General features: G+C 64.3%; 22 protein-coding genes. 14 read left to right on the top strand and 8 right to left on the bottom strand.

The features are described 5' to 3' along the window. The 3 genes from dnaX to recR all read left to right on the top strand — a co-directional run bounded on the left by dnaX (position 1) and on the right by recR (position 3,390). Positions 1-2,334: a DNA polymerase III subunit gamma/tau gene (gene dnaX, locus C7I36_RS00465; RefSeq protein ID WP_106451783.1), complete on the top strand. Its 2,334-nt coding sequence runs from the start codon at positions 1-3 to the stop codon at positions 2,332-2,334. 6 nt (positions 2,335-2,340) lie between these two features. Beyond that, entirely contained in the window at positions 2,341-2,670 is a 330-nt protein-coding gene (locus tag C7I36_RS00460; RefSeq protein ID WP_106451782.1) for a YbaB/EbfC family nucleoid-associated protein, read from the top strand. A gap of 114 nt (positions 2,671-2,784) precedes the next feature. After that, on the top strand, positions 2,785-3,390 hold the full coding sequence (recR, locus tag C7I36_RS00455) for a recombination mediator RecR (RefSeq protein WP_106451781.1): 606 nt from the start codon (positions 2,785-2,787) through the stop codon (positions 3,388-3,390). Between the two features lie 98 nt (positions 3,391-3,488). Here recR and C7I36_RS00450 read toward each other — a convergent pair whose 3' ends face one another. From C7I36_RS00450 to C7I36_RS00415, 8 genes are all read right to left on the bottom strand, one after another. After that, on the bottom strand, positions 3,489-3,725 hold the full coding sequence (locus C7I36_RS00450) for an LPXTG cell wall anchor domain-containing protein (protein WP_106451780.1): 237 nt from the start codon (positions 3,723-3,725) through the stop codon (positions 3,489-3,491). A gap of 142 nt (positions 3,726-3,867) precedes the next feature. Further along, positions 3,868-4,704, bottom strand: a complete 837-nt coding sequence (gene cdd / locus C7I36_RS00445; protein ID WP_106451779.1) for a cytidine deaminase — start codon at positions 4,702-4,704, stop codon at positions 3,868-3,870. An 11-nt stretch (positions 4,705-4,715) separates the two neighbouring features. Continuing rightward, positions 4,716-5,405 (bottom strand): LrgB family protein, encoded by a 690-nt coding sequence (locus C7I36_RS00440; RefSeq protein ID WP_106451778.1) that lies wholly within the window; start codon positions 5,403-5,405, stop codon positions 4,716-4,718. Next, positions 5,402-5,740 carry a CidA/LrgA family protein gene (locus C7I36_RS00435; protein WP_106451777.1) on the bottom strand — a complete coding sequence of 113 codons (339 nt, stop codon included), beginning with the start codon at positions 5,738-5,740 and terminating at the stop codon, positions 5,402-5,404. The genes C7I36_RS00440 and C7I36_RS00435 overlap by 4 nt, the downstream gene beginning before the upstream one ends. A 10-nt stretch (positions 5,741-5,750) precedes the next feature. Continuing rightward, on the bottom strand, positions 5,751-7,169 hold the full coding sequence (gene sbcB, locus C7I36_RS00430; protein ID WP_106451776.1) for an exodeoxyribonuclease I: 1,419 nt from the start codon (positions 7,167-7,169) through the stop codon (positions 5,751-5,753). 178 nt (positions 7,170-7,347) lie between these two features. Further along, complete coding sequence (locus C7I36_RS00425) at positions 7,348-7,686, bottom strand: MaoP family protein (protein ID WP_106451775.1); 339 nt, start codon at positions 7,684-7,686, stop codon at positions 7,348-7,350. Between the two features lie 100 nt (positions 7,687-7,786). Further along, complete coding sequence (locus C7I36_RS00420) at positions 7,787-8,683, bottom strand: TPR end-of-group domain-containing protein (RefSeq protein WP_106451774.1); 897 nt, start codon at positions 8,681-8,683, stop codon at positions 7,787-7,789. 117 nt (positions 8,684-8,800) lie between these two features. Then, complete coding sequence (locus C7I36_RS00415) at positions 8,801-9,010, bottom strand: cold-shock protein (RefSeq protein WP_106451773.1); 210 nt, start codon at positions 9,008-9,010, stop codon at positions 8,801-8,803. A gap of 1 nt (position 9,011) precedes the next feature. On the opposite strand from C7I36_RS00415, the gene C7I36_RS17170 reads away from it, so the two are divergent. The 11 genes from C7I36_RS17170 (at position 9,012) to C7I36_RS00365 (ending at position 18,646) form a co-directional block, all read left to right on the top strand. After that, the gene (locus C7I36_RS17170; protein WP_146137284.1) at positions 9,012-9,260 is read left to right on the top strand and encodes a hypothetical protein; all 249 of its coding nucleotides are present in this window, start codon (positions 9,012-9,014) and stop codon (positions 9,258-9,260) included. 52 nt (positions 9,261-9,312) lie between these two features. Continuing rightward, entirely contained in the window at positions 9,313-9,819 is a 507-nt protein-coding gene (gene ectA / locus C7I36_RS00410) for a diaminobutyrate acetyltransferase (protein WP_106451772.1), read from the top strand. Positions 9,820-9,883: 64 nt separating this feature from the next. Then, entirely contained in the window at positions 9,884-11,155 is a 1,272-nt protein-coding gene (gene ectB, locus C7I36_RS00405) for a diaminobutyrate--2-oxoglutarate transaminase (protein ID WP_106451771.1), read from the top strand. Between the two features lie 65 nt (positions 11,156-11,220). After that, positions 11,221-11,628 carry an ectoine synthase gene (locus C7I36_RS00400; protein WP_106451952.1) on the top strand — a complete coding sequence of 136 codons (408 nt, stop codon included), beginning with the start codon at positions 11,221-11,223 and terminating at the stop codon, positions 11,626-11,628. Positions 11,629-11,925: 297 nt separating this feature from the next. Next, positions 11,926-13,362, top strand: coding sequence for an aspartate kinase (locus C7I36_RS00395; RefSeq protein WP_181256258.1), 1,437 nt, complete (start codon positions 11,926-11,928; stop codon positions 13,360-13,362). Between the two features lie 262 nt (positions 13,363-13,624). Next, entirely contained in the window at positions 13,625-13,906 is a 282-nt protein-coding gene (ppiC, locus tag C7I36_RS00390; RefSeq protein ID WP_106451770.1) for a peptidylprolyl isomerase PpiC, read from the top strand. A 27-nt stretch (positions 13,907-13,933) separates the two neighbouring features. Further along, complete coding sequence (locus C7I36_RS00385) at positions 13,934-15,556, top strand: DUF2813 domain-containing protein (RefSeq protein WP_106451769.1); 1,623 nt, start codon at positions 13,934-13,936, stop codon at positions 15,554-15,556. 34 nt (positions 15,557-15,590) lie between these two features. After that, the gene (locus tag C7I36_RS00380) at positions 15,591-16,319 is read left to right on the top strand and encodes a hypothetical protein (RefSeq protein ID WP_106451768.1); all 729 of its coding nucleotides are present in this window, start codon (positions 15,591-15,593) and stop codon (positions 16,317-16,319) included. Positions 16,320-16,411: 92 nt separating this feature from the next. Next, entirely contained in the window at positions 16,412-17,548 is a 1,137-nt protein-coding gene (locus C7I36_RS00375; RefSeq protein ID WP_106451767.1) for an MFS transporter, read from the top strand. Between the two features lie 80 nt (positions 17,549-17,628). Further along, entirely contained in the window at positions 17,629-18,045 is a 417-nt protein-coding gene (locus tag C7I36_RS00370; protein WP_106451766.1) for a cytochrome b562, read from the top strand. Between the two features lie 127 nt (positions 18,046-18,172). Then, complete coding sequence (locus tag C7I36_RS00365; RefSeq protein WP_106451765.1) at positions 18,173-18,646, top strand: outer membrane lipoprotein; 474 nt, start codon at positions 18,173-18,175, stop codon at positions 18,644-18,646. The last annotated feature ends 551 nt before the right edge of the window (positions 18,647-19,197 follow it).

The raw sequence follows: 19,197 nt of genomic DNA, 5'->3' as shown, positions 1-19,197 counted from the left end.
ATGAGTTACCAGGTTCTTGCCCGCAAGTGGCGGCCGCGCCGCTTCAGCGAAGTGGTGGGGCAGCAGCATGTGCTGACCGCCCTGGTCAATGCCCTGACCCAGGGACGGTTGCACCATGCCTATTTGTTCAGCGGCACCCGCGGGGTGGGCAAGACCTCCATTGCCCGGCTGCTGGCCAAGGCGCTCAACTGCGACGGCGGGATCACCGCCGAGCCCTGCGGCCAGTGCGGCAGTTGCCTCGAAATCGAACAGGGGCGTTTTGTCGACCTGCTGGAAATCGACGCCGCCAGCCGCACCAAGGTGGAGGATACCCGGGAGTTGCTCGACAACGTCCAGTACCAGCCCGCCCGGGGCCGGTTCAAGGTGTATCTGATTGACGAAGTGCACATGCTCTCGCGGCACAGCTTTAATGCCCTGCTCAAAACCCTGGAAGAGCCGCCGCCCCATGTGAAGTTTTTGCTGGCTACCACGGATCCGCAAAAGCTGCCGATCACCATTTTGTCGCGCTGCCTGCAGTTTCATCTCAAAAGCCTGGACCCGCGCCAGATTGACGGCCAGCTGCGCCATATCCTGGAGCGGGAGCAACTGGCGTTCGAACCCGAGGCCACCGCGGCCCTGGCCCGGGCGGCGGACGGCAGCCTGCGGGATGCGCTCAGCCTGACCGACCAGGCGCTGGCCTTCGGCAACGGTGCCCTGCGCCTGGCCCAGGTGGAGTCGATGCTCGGCAACCTCAACTGCCGCCAGCTGCTGGCGCTGGTGGAGGCGATGCTGGCCGGTGACGGCGCCGCCCTGATGGCCAGGGTGGCCGAGCTGGCGAGCCTGGGGCCGGATTATGACCAGGTGCACCGGGAGCTGATCGGGTTTTGGCACCATTTGGCGTTGGCTCAGGTGGTGCCGGCGCGTGACCTGCCCTATGCGAACGAGCTGAACCGGCTGGCGCCGCTGGTGCCGGCGGAGCAAATCCAGCTTTATTACCAGATTTGCCTGCAGGGGCGTAAGGACTTGCCCTATGCGCCGGACGGCCGTTCGGCGCTGGAAATGACCCTGCTGCGCGCATTGGCCTTTGCCCCCGGAACGGCAACAAAGGAGATGGCCGCGCCAAAAAAGCCTGAGCCGGCCGCCGAAGACGACACTATGTCCGCGCGGCTGGCCCTGGAGCAGGCGGAGATCCTGCAGGAGGCGGCACGCATGGGCGCCGCCGGGCAAGCGGCTCCCATGGCGGAGCCGGTGCCGGCAAAGCCCGAGGTTGTGGCGGTGCCCGGCCCGGCGGCAGAGCCCGAGGCGGTAGTGATGCCCGGCCCGGCGGCAGAGCCCGAGGCGGTAGTGGTGCCCGGCCCGGCGAGAGAACCCGAGCCGGTGGCCGCACCCATGCCGGCGCACAGGGCAGGGCCGGTCGAGCCGGAGTCCGAGCCGCCTCTTACGGAGATGTCGCCCGATACCGGGAGTGAGCCCGTGGTGGACGAGGCCGCCGAGCAGGCCGCGCGCATCCGCCGGCTGCTGCAAACCCGCAACCGGCTGCTGGGCCAGGAGCAGGGCAAGGCGGCTCCCGCTTCCACGCGGGAGCCGGTGGCGCGGGCCAGGCCCGAGCCGGCCGCGCCGCGGACAACCTCTTCGAGTTCGAGCGCCGGGGCGCCGGCGGGTCCTGCCGGCGCGGTACCGCGGCCGCCGGCCGTCGGCAATGACGACTTGCCGCCCCTGGATGCCTATGACGATCTGCCCTGGGACGACGACAGCCCGCCCTGGCAGCCGGAGCCGCCGCCCGCCGCCAGGGCTGCCCCCGCCGCCGTGCCGGCACGGCGGCAGGCCGCGCCAGTGACCCGGACACCGGCCGAGCCAGTGGCGCAAAGTCCTTCGTTCCCGGCCGAACGGCAGGCGGCACCGGACGGCCCGGCGCTCTTGCGCCCGGCCGAGCTGTTGCCCCGGGCCGAAGATCCCTGGGCCCGGCTGGTGGCCGAGCTGCCCCTGGGCGGCCTGCTGCGCCAGCTGGCCATGCACAGCAGCCTGGAGCGGGACGGAACCTGCTGGCGGCTGTGGCTTAAGAGCGATCATCGCCACCTGCTGAACGACAAGACCCGCCAGGAGCTGGAGGCGGCGATGGCGGCCCACCTGGAACAGCCGGTGCAGCTTGAGGTGGCGCTGGGCGAGCGCGGGCAAACCCCCTTTGAAATTGAACAGCTGTTGTATCAGGCGGCCAGGGCACAGGCCAGGGATGAAATCGAGGCCGATGATGCGGTACAATTTTTTATCTCGCGCTTTGCCGCCGAGCTTGATATCGACAGCATAGAGCCGATGGCGCAACAGGCGCCGACTGTATTAACCCATCAAAAAGAGTGACAACCTATGTTTGGTAAAGGTGGACTTGGCAATATCATGAAACAGGCCCAGCAGATGCAGGAAAAAATGCAGAAGCTGCAGGAAGAGCTGGCCCAGATGGAAGTGGTGGGTGAGGCCGGTGCCGGCCTGGTGAAGGTCACCATGACCGGCAGCCACGCGGTACGCCGGGTAGAGCTTGACGACAGCCTGCTGCAGGACGACAAGGAACTGCTCGAGGATCTGCTGGCCGCCGCCGTTAACGACGCCGTACGCCGTATCGAAGAGCAGAACAAGGCCCGCATGGGCGAACTGACCGGCGGCATGCAATTACCCCCGGGCTTCAAGATGCCGTTTTAAGCCTTTTTGCTTTTCCAGACAGGGGTTTACCCGGCCCCTGTTTCTCCGGGAGTCACATGGGGGTCAGAACTTCCCAGCTCCAGCTTCCCGCTTCCAGCTTCCAAAGAGTTCTTCATGCGTTTCAGTCCCTTACTGGATGAGTTAATCAAAAGCCTGCAAATATTGCCCGGGGTGGGGCCCAAGTCGGCCCAGCGGATGGCCTTTGCCCTGCTGGAGCGCCAGCGCGCCGGCGGACGCAAACTGGCCCATGTGCTGGAGCAGTCTTTGGATCGCATCGGTCACTGCCGCCAGTGCCGGACCTTTACCGAGGAAGACATCTGCCCCCTGTGCGCCAGCGCCAAACGCGCGGCCAGCGGCCAGCTGTGTGTGGTGGAAAGTCCGGCCGATGTGGTGGCCATAGAGCAAACGGGCCAGTTCCAGGGCCGCTATTTCGTGCTGATGGGGCATTTGTCGCCCCTGGACGGGGTGGGGCCGGAAGAGCTGGGGTTGGACCGGCTGGCCGACTGGCTGGCGGCCGAGCCCTTCGAAGAGCTGATCCTGGCCACCAATCCCACGGTGGAAGGAGAAGCCACCGCCTACTTTATTGCCGATATTGCCCGCCAACACGGCATCCGGGTCAGCCGCATCGCCCACGGGGTGCCCATCGGCGGCGAGCTGGAGCTGGTTGACGGCAATACCCTCAGCCACTCCCTGATGGGCCGCAAGGCCTTCGCCGACTAAAAAGGGGTCGGAGTCAATTTAGCAAAGTGCGAAAATGACTCCGACCCCATTTTGTGTCATTTAGCAAAATGCGAAAATGACTCCGACCCCATTTTGTGTCAGGCGGGATAAAAGGTCAGGTTGAGGATACGCACCACCACGCCGGCGAACAGCAGTATGCCGCCAAAGCGCAGCCACTGGTATTCCTTCAGGGTCAGATCCCGGGCCCGGTTAAACAGGATCCTGGGCAGGGCCAGCCAGTCCTTGCGGCGCCGGCCATAGGCCAGTACGCCCACTGCCACCAGGACAATCCCCGCCAGCAGCAGCAGGATTTCAACGAGTTTCAACCAGTGCATGTGCTTCCTTGAGGGCCAGCGGCCACTTTGTTGCCATGATGTTGCAATTCTAGCCGGGCTCGCCGTGGCCCGGCCATTAGCCAAAGGTCGCAGGCGCGGCCGCCTGCCCAGGAGCCGTGCCTGAGCCCCTACGGCCCGCTCCCTAGATAACCAGGCTGTAGAGGGGCACCGGGCTCAGGCTGGCCAGGGTTTGGGCGGCGGTGGCATGCTGGCTGATGCCGGCCGCCGACTCCACCATCACCGCCCGGCAAATGTCCGCCGGCGTCGCCCCCTGCAGCAATAGCTGGCTGAGGGCCAGTTGCATCGGGCTCAGGCTGGGATTGAAGGCGGCGTTTTCCAGGTAGCGGCCCCGGCAGACGCGGCCGTCGTTGAGCAGCAGCGCCACCCCGGCCCGGTTGTGGCTGTAGGGAGCATAGCTGGCGTTGGCCTCGGCCAGCGCCGCCCGCACCAGGGGATCCTGGCTGTCGCAGTCGAGCCCGGCCGGGGCCGGGGTAAGCATGCCTTCGCTCATGCCCAAATCGCGCGGGCCAAAGGCGTTGGGCAGCAGCTCCTCCAGCCGCTGGCTGCGTTCGGGCAGGACTATGGTCAGTTCCGGCTGGTTCAGCTCGTGCATGAACTGACGGCAATGGCCACAGGGGCTGGCGGTGACCACGACCCGGGCAATGAGGGTTTCGCCGCACAGGGCGGCATGGCCGATGGCGGACTGCTCGGCGTGCAGGGAATGGTTGAGGGGCAGGCCGGCGAACTCCAGGTTGGCGCCCAGATACCAGTGGCCCGAACCGGCCACGGCCAGGGCGCCGACCCGAAAGTCGGAGACCGGCACCCGGGCCAGGCGGCGGGCCTGCTCCAGCAGGGCGAGTGCCAGGGCGTCGCCGGCCAGCCCGCAATGGCGGGACAGTTCGGCAAGCTGGGCCGGGCTGAAACGGCAGGCCCGGCTCAGTTGCAGTTGGTGCAGTGCGTTTTCCAGGGTCTGGGGCATGGTGCCTCCTGTCAGTGCATGAGCCAAAGATACAGATGGAACAGCGGCGGGGCCAGGATGGCGGTGACGATTCCGCACACCACCATGGCCAGGGAAGCGAAGGCCCCCTGGGTGTTGCCCACTTCGGCGGCGGCACCGGTGCCGATGGCATGGGCCCCGGCCCCCATCGCCAGCCCCTGGGCCTCGGGATGGTGGATGCCGGCCAGGCGCATCAGCGGAAAGCCGGCGATGGCGCCCATCATGCCGACGATGATCACCAGGCCGGCGGCAATGGCCGGAATACCGCCCATGGCCTCGCTGACGCTCATGGCCAGCGGGGTGGTGATGGATTTGGTGGCGATGGAGGCGAGCAGCTCGGGGCTGGCATGGACCAGGCCGCCGATGAGCAGGGTGGTGCCCACCGAAATCAGCACCGACAGGCTGCAGCACAGCATGATGGGCAGCAGTTGGCGGCGGATTTTGGCCGCCTGCTGGTACAGGGGCAGGGCAAAGGCGACGACCGCCAGCTCCAGCAGCAGGCTGAGCGGGCGCATGCCGGCCTGGTAGTCGGCCGGATCCTGGCCGGTAAGCAGCAGCAGGGCGATGATCATCAGCGCCGGCAACAGTATGGGGTTGACCAGCGGGCTTTTCAGCCGCCGGGCCAGCTTTTTCACCAGCAGGTACAGCAGGACGGTGAGCGGGATGGCGAGCCAGAATATCATGGTTGCATCCTCTGGTAGAGCCGGCCGACCACCAGCAGGATCAGCACCAGGCCGCTGAAGGCGGCCCCGATGATCAGGCCCAGCCCTTGGCTCAGCACGTCCACGTAGCCGAGCAGGCCGGCGGCGACGGGAATGAACAGCAGTGCCATGTGGCGCAGGATCAGCAGGCCGCCGTCGTGTACCCAGGGCAATGGGATGAGCTGGAAATTCAGCAGCAGGAACAACAGCAACAGGCCGATGATGCTGCCGGGAAAGGCGAAGGGCAGCAGGGCGGCGATGCCCTTGCCGGCCAGCAGGCAGGCCAGGAGGATAATAAAGTCGCGGATCAGTTTCATGTCCGGATTCCTACAGGGATTGCACGTAACGGGCCACCGCCTGCAGCAGGGCCAGCTTGTTGTCATCGTCCTGATGGTTCAGCACCAGTTGCTCCAGCCGGTGCAGGTAGCCGTCGGCCTGGGCCGACAGCCGGTCCTGGCAGTGCAGGCGCCAGCGTTGCCATTCCTGCTCGTCCAGGGTGTGGGGATAGTTGCGCGCCCGGTAGCGGAACAGCAGCTCGGGCAGGCGCGGATCCTTGAAGTGCAGCGGCATGGCCGCCAGGTGCTCGGGGGGGGCGGCGCGCACCAGCGCCATGGCGGCCTTGTCGGCGTCGTCGAAAAAGCCCTGGTAGAGGGCGGCGTCCACGTCGTCGGCCGCAGGCGGGGGCGGTGCCTGCTGATACAGCTCCACCAGCTTGGCACGGATCTCCGGGTGGCGGCGCAGCAGGTCCAGGCTCTGGCGGCAGCGGGCGCGGTCGATGCCCAGCTCGTCGGCCCGCTGCTCGGTCAGCGCCGCCGCCTTGGCCAGCACCGGGCATTTGTTGATGTGCACCAGCTTGACCGGCACCGGGGCCAGCTCGCCCAGATCTTCCCGCCGGGTGTAGAGCCGCTCGCGCAATTGTTCCGGGTCCAGCTCCACCAGGGGGCTGAGATCCATCGCCAGGTTGACGCAGATCACCGCGTTGGCGTTGTCCGGATGCCAGGCCAGGGGGGCAATCCAGCTGGCGCAGCCCTGCCAGGCGGAGAACATGCCGGACACATGCACCAGCGGTTTGCCGTTGATCACATCGATCAGCGCCTTCACCTTGTGCTTGGAGCGCAGTTCGAACAGATAGTCGAACAGCCGGGGCTGGGCCTGGCGCAACAGCCGGGCCAGGGCGATGGTGGCGCGCACGTCGGCCAGGGCGTCGTGGGCGTTGCCGTGTTCGATGCCGTTGGCCGCGGTGAGCATTTCCAGCCGGAAGCTCGGCTTGCCGTCCTCGTCTTCCGGCCAGTGGATGCCGTCCGGGCGCAGGGCGTAGAAGGCGCGCACCACGTCCAGCAGATCCCAGCGGGAGTTGCCCTGCTGCCAGCTGTAGGCGTAAGGATCGTGAAAGTTGCGATACAGGGTGTAGCGGGTGAATTCGTCGTCGAAACGAATGTTGTTGTAGCCCAGAATGCAGGTGTTGGGTGTGCTGAACTCGCCGTGTATGCGGGCGATAAAGTCGGCTTCGCACAGCCCTTCCTGGTTGGCTTTCTGGGGCGTGATGCCGGTGATCAGGGTCGCTTCGGGCGAGGGCAGGTAATCGGCCGGCAGCCGGCAGTAGAGCATCAGCGGCTCGCCCACTTCATTGAAGTTCGCGTCGGTGCGGATGGCGGCGAACTGCACCGGCCGGTCCCGGGCGGGACTGATCCCCGCCGTTTCGTAGTCGTGAAATAAAAAAGTGGGCTCTGTTGCTTGGTCGCTCATGGTGTTGTGGTGTCTTTATCGGTGAATGGTGCCGGGGCTGCCCGAGCGGTGGAGTATAACACCCCGGTGCGGGCTTGGGGCAGGGCGGGGCGCCAAAGGGGTAACACAAGGGTGAGCGCGCCGGCAAAGGCGGCGGCGGGGCAACAAAAAGGCCGGAGCGGAGCCGGCCTGGGTGGGGTTATTCGGCCACGTCCTCGACGGGCTCGAAGTCCTCGTCGCCGCTGCCCGAGGCCATGGGGGTACAGAGGCGGTGGACGCGCTTGGGCCCGATGACCTTGAGGTATTTCAGCCAGACCTTGGCGTAGCGGCTGTCGGCGACGGCGCCCTGCTGCACCTGCTCGATGAAGCGCTGCTCTTCGTCCGTGGCGGGGGTCCGTTGTCCGGTATACAAACCCAGCATGGCGTGGCCGCATTGCTCAAGCAGCTGGGCTTCCGCCACCGTGAACTCGCCACAACGACGCAACCCGCGGGGGAAGTGGGCGAAGTCCTGAAAAGGCTTGGGTGACTCAAAGCTCATATGCACTCTCACTCTAACGTGGCGTTGTAGATCGCGGAAAGTATGGCACTGCAGCCTTGTACGCAAAATCAATTTTTTTAACGTGTCATGAAATGATATTTCATGAAGATTTTTTGTTATCGGTGTTGCCGTCGCCCTGGCCGTGGTCGCTGCCGTCGTGGGTCAGTTCGAGAAAACGCGGATGCTGGCGCAGGGGCTCGAATTCCTCGTCGTCGGCCGCCACGCTGCGCAGGTGCACGTTGCGCTGTATCGCCAGCTCCAGATCCGCCAGCGCCTGCTCGTCGTGACCGACGCCGGCGTGGGCGCAGGCCCGCTGGTACAGGGCGTGGGCGTTTTGCGGGTCTACCTGCATCACCCGGTTGCACAGGCTCAGGGCCCACTGGCGTTCGTTCATCATCAGGGCGGCGTCGGCCTTGTGGGTGAGGGCGTCCAGATCGCCGGGCTTGATGCGCAGGATCTGGTCGTAGATGTCCATCTTGGCCTGGGGGCTCTGCTCCTGGCTGGCCCGCAGCCAGAGCGCGTGGATTTCCTGGAAGCGTTCGATTTCCCGGTAGTTTTCCGCAATCACCTTGGTCTTGCGCTGCAATTCCCGCTCGATTTGCTTGAGCTTGCGCTCATAGGTGTCGGTGATCTGGCGCATCTGGGTTTCGGCGTATTCCCGGGCGTTCTTTTTCAGCTCGCGCAGGGACTGCCAGCCGACGATGGCCAGCACCGAGGCCGCCCCCGCCAGCAGGTAGAAGAAGTAGGTCACGGTGACGTTGGCGTAACTCATGGCCTTGTCGGCCACGCCCAGCTCCTTTTGCACCACCTCTTCCTTCACATTGACCTGGAACTGGGCCATTTCGCTGCGCAGCGCCTTTAGTTCGTCGAGCATGTAGCGTTCCATAAAAGGAGTCAGCCGGGTACGCACGTCTTCGGTGGTGCCGGCGTCTTGCTGGGGGGTGGCGGCCAGGGGCAGGGCGAACAGGAACAACAGGGAGGCGAGCAGTCTGAGCATGGAAATACCGGTTTAGGCTGATGAATGAAGCGCGATAAACCGGCGAAAGGATAACCCCATGATACTTAGATTTCAAATCAATGGATTGGCGGCATTGGGATGCCGCCTGCTTAGGGGTCAAATCAGTTCCACTTCTTCCGCCTGGGGCCCTTTTTTGCCCTGGGTGACCACGAAGCTGACCGCCTGGCCTTCCTTCAGGGTTTTAAAACCACCGCCCTGGATGGAGGAAAAATGCACAAACACATCATTGCCCGAGGAGCGGGAGATGAAGCCGAAGCCTTTTTCCTCGTTGAACCATTTTACGGTTCCTGTTTCTTTTGTACTCATAATGTCTTCCGTTCTGGTCTGGCTGGGTGGCGACAAAAGCATCGCCACTGGATTGATAGTAGCAGGTGGCGATCAAAGCGGTAGTGGCGGTGGCGGATTTTGTTGCAGGTCAGGCGGGGCGGGGCATCCGGCGCCAAATGGAGAAGCCTGGATCGGATTTTTTGGCCAGAACCCGATGTGCAAATTCTATGCGGTTCAAATTAAATTCACAGACGGAAGCTTGCAATTTATCAATGGTTTGTTAGGTTAATAAAGCAATTTTTACTTCGCTCACTAACCAAAACTAATTAGAGCCATAAACTATGGATACCACTGTTGATCTGCAACTACTGCTACGACATCCCCGCTCCACGGACGGTCATGAGGTCAATCGGCTGATTGCCCGCTGCAAGCCCCTGGACACCAACTCGACCTACTGCAACCTGCTGCAGTGCCTGCACTTCGCCGACACCTGCATGCTGGCCGAAGACGAGGACGACGGCACGCTGCTGGGGTTTATCTCTGCCTACCGCAAGCCCAAGGAGCCGGACACCCTGTTTGTCTGGCAGGTAGCCATAGATAAACGCGCCCGTGGCGAGGGCCTGGCCCGCCGGCTGCTCGACACCCTGCTGGAGTCCGAGGCCTGCCGGGGCGTCACCCGTATTGAAACCACCATCACCGCCGACAACGCCGCCTCCTGGGGCCTGTTTGAAAGCGTGGCCCGCGACCGGGGCGACGGCCTGGGCGTGCGCCATGTGCTGTTCGACCAGGAGCGCCATTTCGACGGTGACAGCAAAAGCGAGATCCTCTATCGCATCCCGCTCGGCTGAAGCGGCCGCCCGTTCCGAATTTTTTTGAATTTTCCGTTTTTAAATCAGACTTTAAGGAGTCGTGATGAGTATTTTTGATGTAATGGAATCCAGTGTACAAACCTATGCCCGTTCTTTTCCCGTGGTGTTCAACCAGGCGCGCGGCGTGTGGCTGCACGACAAGAGCGGCAAGCGCTACCTGGACTTCCTCGCCGGGGCCGGCACCCTCAACTACGGCCACAACCACCCGGTACTGAAGGAGGCCCTGATTGAGTATATCCAGAGCGACGGCATCGCCCACGGTCTGGATATGCACACCTCGGCCAAGGCAGCCTTCCTCACCGCCCTGCAGGACATCATCCTCAAGCCCCGGGAGATGGACCACGTGGCCCAGTTTACCGGCCCCACCGGCACCAATGCGGTGGAAGCGGCGATGAAGCTGGCGCGCAAGGTCACCGGCCGGGAGAACATCGTGGCCTTTACCAACGGCTTCCATGGCGTCAGCCTGGGGGCCCTGGCGGCCACCGGCAATCAGCACCATCGCGGCGGCGCCGGCACCGTGCTGGCCAACGTCACCCGTCTGCCCTACGACGGTTACGCGGGCACCGGGGCGGACAGCCTGGTGTTGTTTGAAACCATGCTCAACGACAACTCCAGCGGCCTGGACAAGCCCGCCGCCGTGCTGTTTGAAGTGGTGCAGGGCGAGGGCGGGCTCAATGCCGCCTCCGTGGCCTGGCTGCAGCGCCTGGAGAACATCTGCCGCAAGCACGATATCCTGCTGATTGCCGACGACATCCAGGCCGGCTGTGGCCGTACCGGCACCTTCTTCAGCTTCGAGCCCGCCGGCATCAAGCCCGACATCATCACCCTGTCCAAGTCCCTGAGCGGCATGGGCCTGCCCTTTGCGCTGGTGCTGCTGCGTCCGGAGCTGGATCAGTGGGAGCCGGGCGAGCATAACGGTACCTTCCGCGGCAACAACCATGCCTTTATTACCGCCCGCAAGGCGCTGGAAACCTTCTGGCAGGATGACGAGTTTGCCGCCGGCGTGCGCGCCAAGGGCGAACTGCTCGGCCGCCGGCTGCAGGCCATGGCCGACAAGCACCCCCAGCTGTTCGACAGGGTAAAGGGTCGCGGCATGATGCAGGGCATTGCCTGCGTCAACGGCGACATTGCCGGCGAGATCACCTCCCGCGCCTTTGAGCTGGGGCTGGTGATTGAAACCGCCGGTCCCGAGGACGAAGTGGTCAAGTGCCTGTGCCCGCTGATCATTACCGAGGCCGAACTGACCCAGGGGCTGGACTGGCTGGAGCAGGCCATTGTGGACGTGGCCGCCAAGCGCCTGAAAAAGGCCTCCTGAATCCGGAACAAGTCAACGCCATGGCCACCGGCCATGGCGCCAACCCGAACAACAAAGGAAATACCATGATCGTACGTACGCTTGCCGACTGTGAAAAAACCGAACGCCGGGTCGAGTCCGAAACCGGCACTTGGGACAGCACCCGCATGCTGCTCAAGGACGACAAGATGGGCTTTTCGTTCCATATCACCACCATCTATGCCAATACCGAGACCCATATCCACTACCAGAATCACCTGGAGGCGGTGTATTGCATCAGCGGCGACGGGGAAATTCAGACCCTGGACGACAACAAGGTGTATCAAATCCGCCCCGGCACCCTCTATGTGCTCGACCAGCACGACGAGCACCTGCTGCGCGGCGGCAGCGAGGACATGAAGCTGGCCTGCGTGTTCAACCCGCCGCTCACCGGCAAGGAAGTGCACGACGCCGACGGCGTCTATCCGCTGGAAACGGAAGCGGCGGAAGGCTGAGTTAAATTAGCCACGCAAAGCAACGGCGGGGATTGCCGTAGCCGACCGTCAAATGTCAGGGCCGAAAAGTTGCTCCTGCATTTTCGGCATTTCCGCCATCCCTGGCGGTCAGATGCATTTGCCGAGCGTCCCATGGATGGGCTTGAAGCGTGTCGGCGGAGTGCAACCCCGGCGGTGCTTTGCAAATGCGCTATATTTCGCACCTTTTCACTGGGCAGGGTTGTCAGATCCAGGCCCATTGAAAATGTGCGCTCAAAAATATCAAACATTCACATCAGGGAACGGGAGAACCACAGAGTGTCACATACAGTAGAAAAAATCGGCGGCACCTCCATGAGCCAGTACCGGGCGGTGCGGGACAACATAGTGCTGCACAACCGCAAACCGGGCGACTATTACCGGCGCATGCTGGTGGTGTCGGCCTTTGGCGGCATCACCGACGGCCTGCTGGAATGCAAGCGCACCGGCGCGCCCGGGGTGTACGCCACCTATGCCGATGCCGAGGACGACGGCGCCTGGGAGCAGGCGCTGGACAACGTCAGCCAGCGCATGGCCCGGATCAATGCCGACATGTTCGGCGCCACCCCCGAGCGGGCCCTGGCCGATGCCTTCCTCGACGAGCGCATCGCCGGCATCCGCGACTGCCTGCACCACCTGCGCCAGGTTTGCGCCTTCGGCCAGTTCCAGCTGGATGAGCAGCTGCAGACCATCCGCGAGCTGCTGGCCGCCATGGGCGAGGCCCACAGTGCCCATAATATGGTGCTCTACCTGCGCCAGAGCGGGGTCAACGCCGTGCTGATGGATTTGACCGGCTGGCGTACCGACGAGGCCCTGCCCCTGGACGAGGTGCTCGGCCAGGCCCTGGCCCGGGTCGACCTGGCCAGCCAGCTGCCGGTGGTCACCGGCTATGCCCATTGCCGGGAGGGGCTGATGAGCAGCTTCGACCGGGGCTACAGCGAAATGACCTTCAGCCGGCTGGCGGTGCTGAGCGGGGCGCGCGAGGCCATCATCCACAAGGAATACCACCTGAGCAGCGCCGATCCGCGCCTGGCGGGGGAAGACAGCGTGATTCCCATCGGGCGCACCAACTATGACGTCACCGACCAGTTGTCCAACCTGGGGATGGAAGCCATCCACCCCCAGGCCGCCAAGGGCCTGCGCCAGCAGGGCATACCGCTGCGGGTGCGCAATACCTTTGAGCCGGATCATGAAGGCACCCTGATCACCACCGACTACCGCAGCCCCTCGCCCTGCGTGGAGATGGTGGCGGGCCGGCGCAACCTGTTCGCGGTGGAGCTGTTCGATCAGGACATGGTGGGGCGGGTGTCCCATTACGCCGAGGGCTTTACCGACGAGCTGGACAAGATGCACCTCAACCTGGTGGCCAAGGACATGAACGCCAACACCCTGACCTACTACCTGGCCGGCAACCGCAAGCAGGTGCAGCGCCTGGTGGGGGCGCTGCAGCGCCGCTTCGCCAACGCCGAGGTCAACACCCACAAGGTGTCGCTGGTGTCGGCGGTGGGCAGCGACATGAGCATTCCCGGCCTGCTGGCCCGCTCGGTGGGTGCGCTCAACCAGGCCCGGGTGCCGGTGCGCGCGGTGCACCAGTCGCTGCGGGCGGTAGAAATGCAGTTTATCGTGGACGACGAGTTCTATGAGCAGGCGGTGGTGTCCCTGCACGATGAGCTGGTGCAGACCCACGCCGACACGGTTGCGCTGGCGGTGGCCTGATATGGCGTGAGGGGTAAGGCGGGAGGCGTGAAGGGGAGGGCGCACCCTGGAGCGCAGGCGGCCCGCCTGCCTTCCCGCGCAGCGGGAACCTGCTATCCCCAAAAGTGACGCCGCGGGCCGGGGATGATCGTCCTTGCCCAAAGGTGTTGCTTTATGCGGGCGAGCCGCCCGCGCCCCACCGCCTTGCGCTTCACCCGCCTTCCCTGTACCGCCCGTTTTTGGCACACTGGCCCCCTGTGTTCTTCTCCATGCGGATCCCCTGATGGCAAAACGTGCCTGCGCGCTACATATCCTGGTCAAAACCGAGGCCGAATGCCTGGCCCTCAAACAGCAGCTCGACCGGGGCGCCGATTTCGGCAAGCTGGCCAAAAAGCACTCCATTTGCCCCTCCGGCAAGCGCGGCGGCGACCTGGGCGAGTTCAGCAAGGGCGACATGGTCGGTCCCTTCGACAAGGCGGTGTTTAGCGGCCCCCTGCTCACGGTGCAGGGACCGGTGAAAACCCGCTTCGGTTATCATCTGCTCAAGGTGCTTTACCGCAACTGACCGCTTCCCTGCATACGGATATCGCACATGTACCTCGAGCACGTTCAGATCCGCAATTTTATGGGCATCAACCAGCTGTCGCTGGCGCTCGACCAGAGCACCGCCCTGATGGGGGAAAACGCCTGGGGCAAAACCAGCCTGTTCCGCGCCCTGTGGCGGCTGCTGGGGCAGGGGGCCTGCTGCTACCAGTTCGTGGAAGACGACTTCTACCGGAACGAGCAGGGCGAGGCGGTGGACGAGCTGCAGATTGTGCTCAGTTACCGGGAGCACAGGCCCGGCATCAGCCAGCACTCTGCCCGCCTGGCCCGGCTGGCGCCGGCATGGATGGCCCACAAGGACCACTACCACCGCATCCACTACCGGGCCCGGGCCCGGCGCGAGGCGAAGGGGGTGGTGTCGAGCCACGACTTTCTCGACGCCGGCGGGGTGCCGCTGGCGCTGGAGCAGCCCTCGGCCCTGGTGCACCAACTGATTGAAATGAACCCGGTGTTCCGCCTGCGCGACTCCCGCGGGGCGCCCCAGGATCTGCCCATCGTCAGCCTCAACGGCGACTACGAGCAACTGCTGACCCGGCTGAGCGAGCAACTGGCAGAAGAGGACGAACTGAGCCGCGACGACATCAAGGCCGGGCTGGACGCGGTGCGCCAGTTGTTCGAACACTATTTTACCCCCCAGGGGGCCACCAGCCGGGCGCCGCGCCGGGCGCGCGACATCGCCGTGCACCCGGTGACCCTGAGCCAGCTGGGCCGGCTCAACGACTGGCAGCCGCTGGGGGAGGAGAGCGGCCTGTCCCTGGCGCTGTCGGCCCTGGCCCGCACCATATTGCAGGCCAGGGGTGGGCGGCCCATCGAGCCCGGCGCCCGGCCGCTGCTGTTGATTGAAGATCCGGAAAGCCGGCTGCATCCCACCATGCTGGCGGCCACCTGGGGCATCCTCGAGCGCTTTCCCGGGCAGAAGCTGGTGACCACCAATTCCGGCGACCTGCTGTCGGCCTTTCCGCTGCACCACCTGCGCCGGCTGGTGCGGACTGAGCACCAGACCCGCTGCCTGCGTATCGGCAACGAACGCTACAGTGCCGAGGACATGCGCCGTATCGCCTTTCATGTGCGCATCAACCGGCCCATGTCGCTGTTTGCCCGCTACTGGCTGCTGGTGGAGGGGGAAACCGAAATCTGGCTGCTGTCGGAGCTGGCGCGGATCTGCGGCTATGTGCTGCCCGCCGAGGGCATCCGCATTATCGAATTCGCCCAGTGCGGCCACAGCCCGCTGATCAAGGTGGCGCGGGATTTCGGCATTGGCTGGCACCTGCTGACCGACGGCGACGAGGCCGGCCAGAAATACGCCCAGGGCGTGCGCAGCATGTTGCGCGGCGAACGGGAAAGCGATCACCTGACGGTACTGCCCCGCTCCGACATCGAGCATTACCTGTTTTACAACGGCCTGGAGCAGATTTTCCGCCAGGAGGCGCAAATCAACGACAAACACACCCCGCCCACCCGCATCATAGAGCGGGCCCTCAGCCGGCGCAGCAAACCGGGCATGGCGCTGGCGGTGGTGGAGGCGATTGAATTGCAGGGGCCGCAGCGGGTGCCGGCGGAATTGCGGCGGATGTTCGCCCGCGTAGTCGCGATTGCCCGCCGACAACGGTAAAATGCCCGCCGGATCACAGACGGAGACCATTAAAATGACCGAATTGTTGCCGGCGCGGCTGTACGCGCCCCTGGCGCTGACCGCCGTGGCGGCCCTGGCCCTGCTGATCTGGGTGTTGCGCAACGGCGATCTCTGCCCAGGCCAGCGGCGGCGGATCAGCGACGGCCTGATGTCCACCTGGGCGGTATTCGGCCTGGCGCTGATGCTGGGAGTGGAAGCGGGCGCGCCCCGGCCGCTGCTATGGCTGGGCGGCCTGGCCCTGGTGGCGGGGCTGGGGGCGGTGCTGTTTCAGGCCCGGCTGCAGGGCAAGCGCAGCCTGGGCCTGAGCTGGCACTATCCGGCCCTGGGCCTGGCGCTGCTGTACGGACTTTGGCTGGGCGGGCTCACCGGTCCCGGCTGGGCGCTGCTGGCGGCAGGCTGCGGCGGTTGCGTGTTCGCCCACCTGATCATGGTGCGTGCCCGCCATCGCCTGCAGGCCTTCAACCTGCTGCTGCCCCTGTCCGGCACCCTGTTCGGCGTGCTCTGGCTGCTGGCGCTGCTGGTGCGGGCCCTGGGCGTGGACGAGACCCAGTTGCAACCCCTTGTCCTGCCCTTTGTGCAGGTGAGCGTGGCGGTGCTGGCCGGCGCCCTGGTGTGGTGGCTGCCGTTGTTGCGCAAGGAGCAGACCAAACCACCGGTGATTGCGGTTGCAGCCCTGTTAATGTTGGGCGCCCTGACCCTGGGACAGGGTATGATCTGGCATATGGCCGGTAACATTAGTTAAACATCAAAAATTTGCGATAACTCACAAATTTTTCTCGTTGTACTTGCCATTTTGCGCCCCCTAGAATGCGCGCCTCGAAATCCGGAGGCGCCATGCACTTGTTTCCCCTTTATACTCACCTGATCCTGCTGACCCTGGGCAATGCCTTCCTGGTCACCCTGGTAGCCGTGTACCTCAATGGCCAGGGGGCGGCCGCGGCCCAGATTGGCCTGGTGGGCTCGGCCTTCTATCTGGGTATGCTGGGCGCCAGCTTTTTTGCCGACAAACTGATCCAGCGGCTTGGCCATGTCAATGCCCTGGTGCTGTGCAGCCTGACCCTGTCTTTGGCGGCGGTGGCGCTCACCTGGACCAGCCTGCTGCCCCTGTGGCTGGCCCTGCGGATGTTGGCCGGCGCGGCGGCGGCGGTCAGCTTTGTGGCGGTGGAAAGCTGGGTGCTGGGGGTGGCGCCGCTGCACCGGCGCTCCAGCGCCATGGCCCGCTACATGCTCATCTATTACTTCAGCTACGGCATCAGCCAGCTGTTTATCGACTGGATCCCGGCCGCCCATCCCGCCGCCTTCTGGCTGGCCACCGGCCTGTGCGCCCTGGCGATGCTGCCGCTGCTGTGGGCCAAAAAGCCCGATCTGAGCGCCGAAGCCGGCGCCAATGCCAACAGCGGCAAGCCGCCCCGGGCCGATCGCGCCCTGGGCCTGGCCGGCTGCCTGGTGGCGGGCATGCTGCTGGGCGCCCTTTACGCGCTGATGCCGGTACAGCTGCAGCAGCTGGCCCGGGGAGAGGAAGTGGGGTTGTACATGGCCTGGCTTATCCTCTGCGGCATGGCTTTCCAGCTGCCCAACGGCAGCCTGGCCGACCGGCTGGGCAAGCGCGCCATGATGGCGGTGCAGACCCTGATGGTCGGCGCCGGCTGCCTGCTGTTGTGGGAATTCGCCGGCAACGGCGCCCTGCTGATGGCCTTTGCCCTGCTCGGCGCCGGGGCCTTCACCCTCTATCCCACCACCATGTCCTACGCCTGCGGCAAAATGCACGGCCGGGCCCTGGTGAAGATGACCCAGAAGCTGATGTTCGCCTACAGCATCGGCTCGCTCACCGGGCCCATGATAGCGGGCATGATGCTGGAACGATTCCAGGCCGGTCTGTTCCTGTTCATTATCCTGCTGGTGGCCGGCTGGGCCCTGTGGCTGCTGCTGGTGCGGCTGGTGCTCGACAAACCCCTGGGCGACGCGGCCTGACCCAGTCCGTGGCCCCGGCGTTCATCCCGGCGGCCGGATGGGGTATAGTGGCTGCCTGTTTTTGCGATACAGGCAAGCCGATGCGTTATCTTCCTTCCTTTTCTCCTTCCTGGCTGCTGGCGGGCGCCCTGCTGGCCGCCGCCGCGCCGGTGACCCAGGCCAGTGGCTCGGTCGACCTGGAACTGACCATGAAAAACATGGCCCTGGCCTACAAGCAGGCCTACCGGGCCGAGGACAGCGACACCATGCTGCGTCATCTGGGCGAGCTGGCGGAGCTGACCGCCACCGCCCGCCGGGCCGGGTTTGCCGCCGACAAGGCCGAGCGGTTCCGCCAGGGCCTGGACGAGGTGCAAACCCTGATCAGCCAGGCCGAGGCGGCGGCCATGGCCAATGACGACGAACTGGCCCGCCGTCACCTGCGGCAGGTGGATGAGTTGCGCAAGCAATATCACCGGGAGCGGCGCACCAGCTGGTGGCAGATCCTGTTCGGCTCCTGAGTGGCCGGCAGCAAGTGAAACCCTTTGCCCCCGGGCCTGGTCTATACTCTGGACAACCCGGATCCCGACCACGCCGGCATCGCCGCCGGCCCTTCCATTGTTTTGTATTTTTCAACAGGGGGAACCCATGAAGCTGACATCTCTTTCCGCACTGACCCTGGTGGGCGTCCTGGGCCTGGCCGGCTGTGCCAATACCGACCTGTATTCCGGCGACGTCTACAGCGGCAGCGCCGCCAAGCAATCCCAGAGCGTGACCTACGGCACCGTGGTGTCGGTACGCCCGGTGACCATCCAGGCCGGGGATGAAAACCCCAACCTGATCGGCACCGTTGGCGGTGGTGTGCTCGGCGGCATTGCCGGCAGCACCATAGGAGGCGGCACCGGCCGCTCCCTGGCCACGGCGGCGGGCGCCATTGCCGGTGCCATGGTGGGCTCCCGGGCCGAGGACAAGCTCAACCAGGTCGCGGCGGTGGAGCTGGAAATCCGCACCGACATGGGCGAGAACCTGGTGGTGGTACAAAAAGCCGATCGCACCTGGCAATCGGGCCAGCGGGTCAGGCTGGTCGGCTCCGGCAGCAACATGAGCGTTGCGCCCTACTGAGCCAAAGGATGAAAATTAAAAAAGGCGCCGCAAGGCGCCTTTTTCTTTTCACAGGAAATATTGTTATTTCTTAGTGGTTTACAGTCCTGTCTTCCCGGGCTCAGTTTAGAATTGTGCCAAGGAAGGTGCAGAAACGGCGACCAGAGCCGCGCAGACTGTAAAAATGACGGTTATGACTAACTCTTTCATTGTTTACCTTCCTTAACAGTGTGCTGTGAACACAATATACGAGTATGCGGTTTGCTTTTCAATCGCTATTTTGAAGTTTTTTGCGTGTTTTGGGTAGAAGCTGACTGTAACGTCTGTTTTTGTCAGTTTATAACTCTTCGGTTCCGCTTTTGGTCGCTCTTGCGGCATGATGAATTGTGATTTTGTATTTTAATTTTCTTTATTAATCAATTGATTAACCGTTAATGCTTGGCTCCTGACGGCTCCCCGGTATAGACCGGTGGAATGATCTCCCTGTATATAGGCTTGTGCAACGGGGCCTTCGCCGGGGCAAGGCCTGGCTCCATTCCCGCCCCGCTTTCTGCTAGACTGCGCGCCAGTTT

The sequence above is a fragment of the Zobellella taiwanensis genome, from assembly GCF_003012795.1.
GTDB classification, from domain to species: domain Bacteria; phylum Pseudomonadota; class Gammaproteobacteria; order Enterobacterales; family Aeromonadaceae; genus Oceanimonas; species Oceanimonas taiwanensis.
This window is presented reverse-complemented; position numbering and strand designations above follow the sequence as displayed.